This window comes from Armatimonas sp. (assembly GCF_043760365.1).
GTDB lineage: Bacteria > Armatimonadota > Armatimonadia > Armatimonadales > Armatimonadaceae > Armatimonas.
On sequence record NZ_JAYUPA010001050.1, the window covers coordinates 1 to 2,566 of the forward strand.

A 2,566-nucleotide genomic window follows, 5' to 3' on the forward strand; every position below is an offset into this window, starting at 1 on the left:
TTAATCAGGCAATTCAGGAGACACAACAAGCTCGTCAGGAAACGGAGACGCGGGTTGAGGGACTGCGAGAGCAGCGGGAAGAACTTGTAGCGGAGAACGAGTCCCTGACCCAGCGGTGCGATCAGGCCCTGGAGAAACGTCACGGAGCCCAGCAGCTTATGGAGCAAATGCTAAGCGGATTTACTCTGGATCGTGAAGGAGCGGATGCGGCCAATCCGGCGATTCACCGAGTGACACAAGCTTTGGACAAAGACACCCAGCGCTCTGCGCAGGCTCTTGAAGACCTGAAGGAAGTTCGTCAGCGTTTGGATGCACTGTCATTCTGATCGCTGCCTAAGGACTGAAAACGTAGCCTACGAGTAGGGTACTGCTATGGAGTAGGGTGCCTGATTATTTGGAGCAAAAATGAAAAAATGTCCTGAGTGTAGCCGCGAGTATCTGTCTGAATTGCTCTTTTGCAAAGAGGATGGAGCGGAACTTGTGGTGATAAATTCTGAGCTTGTCGAGGGTAGATGCAAGGGCGTGCGCCCCTCATTCATGGCGGATCTACCTGACCCTGAGGTGCTTGAAAGAGAAGATCCCAGAGTGGCAAAGCACTGGCTGTCAGGCAAGCAGATTGCACTTTGTGCTTTCCTCGTCGTAGTAGGTGTAAGCACCGCGATTGTTCGATCCTGGCAGCTTAGAGAGTTAGATAAGAAGAATGCTGTTCAAGTGGCCGACTCCACTCCACAAGTTACTGCGTCTACTCCAAACGTCAAAGTGCCTACTATTAAACCATCCAGCACGCCCGTCCAAGTTGCACCCGGTGCGTATCCTGGGGAGCGGTTTCCACAGACCCGGACGAGTCTTTTGACCCAGGTGGAGATATCTACGTGGGACTTTGCAGCAGTCCGCTATGCAATTAATGAGATCTATGCACGGCATGGTTACGCTTTCAAAGACCCTGATATCCGCCGTCGTTTCGAAACGTTTCGTTGGTACAAGGCAGAGCGTGGAATGACCATGGAGCGCCTGGAGAGTAGTCGTCTGAGTCGCACTGAGCTCGCCAATGCGAAGCTCTTGGCTGACCGACGGGCATTACTGGATGGCGAGTAACCAGTAGATCAGGCTTACTCTAGGCAGTTCCTCGTAAAATCGGGAAAACGTAACCCGATAATAATGTAACTTCTTTCCTTTTTTACTTCCTCGATGACATCGCCAGAAAGCCTGGCTGTCGCACTTCGAAACCAGGCTTCATTTCCAGGACAATCAGTCCCCGGCGCGATTTTCCACAGGTTTTCCAGCCCGCCCTCTTGAAGCAGCAGCCTGGATTCACACTGCGTACCTTGGTCGGATCGACGTAGGTGTAGAGTCGTTCACCCGGCCAGCGTCTCCAAGCCAGGCGCATCGCCTCGCGAATCAGCCTACTGGAGCGGCGTGTGCCCTCGTTGCGAAACACGGCGCAGCAGACCCCGCTCTGACCGTCCTGAGTGTAGAGCATCCTGCGCCAGGCAAAGACCGCATCGCCTTTATGAGACAGCAACACCAGCTTTTCACCAGGCCCGACGAACAGCGGCAGTCGCGCTTTTGGCGAGCGCTTGCGGGCGCTGTAGTGGCGCAGGTACAGTGCCAGTCCAGCCGGATCACCGTCCTTGGCAGTGCGCCAGCATCCCCGCTGCGCCTGCGCTATCATCGCACAGGGGCATTATCGTTCAGTCGCTCTCTTGCGATCTGGTAGTAGGTCTGGCTGGCCTCGATGCCAACCGCGCCCAGCCCGAGGTTTCGGGCGGCAAGTAGGGTGGTCCCCGACCCGGCGAAGGGATCGAGGACAGTGCCATCCGGCTCGACGATCTGGAGTAGCTCTTCCATGAGCGCGAGTGGCTTGCCGGTCATGTGCAGCTTCTTGCCTGGTGGCTCCACGCGGTGCCGAAAGACTCCTGGCAGCGTTCCCACATGACGCTTGGCGGGAAGCCGCCCTTTTGCGCCCCAGACGATGTACTCGGCCTGAGCAGCGAAGCGTCCCATCTGTGGCCTACACGCTGCTGTTTTGTCCCAGGCTGCGATACCAAGCCAGCGCCACCCAGCCCATTGCAGAAGGGTTGTTAGCGCTGGGAGTTGTCGCCAATCGGTAAAGATCACAATGGGCGCTCCGTCTTTGGCGACGCGCTTACACTCCTTGAGCCAGCGATACGTCCACTGCGCCCAAGCGTTCTGATCCATGCTCTCGCTCTCAAAATCCGGCCAGACGGTCTTCTGGCGGCTTTGCATGTACTTGACGCTGGCGGGCCTGGCTCGCTCACTCATGGTCATGCCTCCCGAGCAGTAAGGGGGATCGGTAACGATGGCGTCGAAGCTCGCAGGCTCGAAGGTTGGCAGTATCTCTAGCGCGTCGCCGTGGAGAAGCCGGGCACGGTGGATTCCCCCCGGGGTGTCCCTCATCGCTCCCTCCTTGCGCGATTCGTGGGAGGTTTTAGACCTTGGAGCCGCTCCCGGATCTGCTGCTTGGCACGCTCTGTATGTTCTGTATCTTCCGATCTGGTGTGCCCTACCTCTTTCTGCTCATCTCCTGCCCTCAGGCTGTCCTCTG

Annotated in this window: 4 protein-coding genes; 2 read left to right on the forward strand and 2 right to left on the reverse strand. The window is 57.0% G+C overall.

Going from position 1 to position 2,566, the window contains the following annotated elements; genetic code table 11:
• Positions 1-326 (forward strand): hypothetical protein (locus tag ACH2EH_RS26835; protein ID WP_395146540.1); only part of this gene is annotated, 326 nt, incomplete at its 5' end.
• 79 nt (positions 327-405) lie between these two features.
• Positions 406-1,095: a YARHG domain-containing protein gene (locus ACH2EH_RS26840; protein ID WP_395146542.1), complete on the forward strand. Its 690-nt coding sequence runs from the start codon at positions 406-408 to the stop codon at positions 1,093-1,095.
• A gap of 82 nt (positions 1,096-1,177) precedes the next feature.
• Here the strand turns inward: ACH2EH_RS26840 and ACH2EH_RS26845 are convergent, their stop codons facing one another.
• Entirely contained in the window at positions 1,178-1,672 is a 495-nt protein-coding gene (locus ACH2EH_RS26845; RefSeq protein WP_395146543.1) for a hypothetical protein, read from the reverse strand.
• Complete coding sequence (locus ACH2EH_RS26850) at positions 1,669-2,418, reverse strand: DNA-methyltransferase (RefSeq protein WP_395146545.1); 750 nt, start codon at positions 2,416-2,418, stop codon at positions 1,669-1,671. Before ACH2EH_RS26850 ends, ACH2EH_RS26845 begins: the two co-directional genes overlap by 4 nt.
• Positions 2,419-2,566 lie beyond the last annotated feature (148 nt).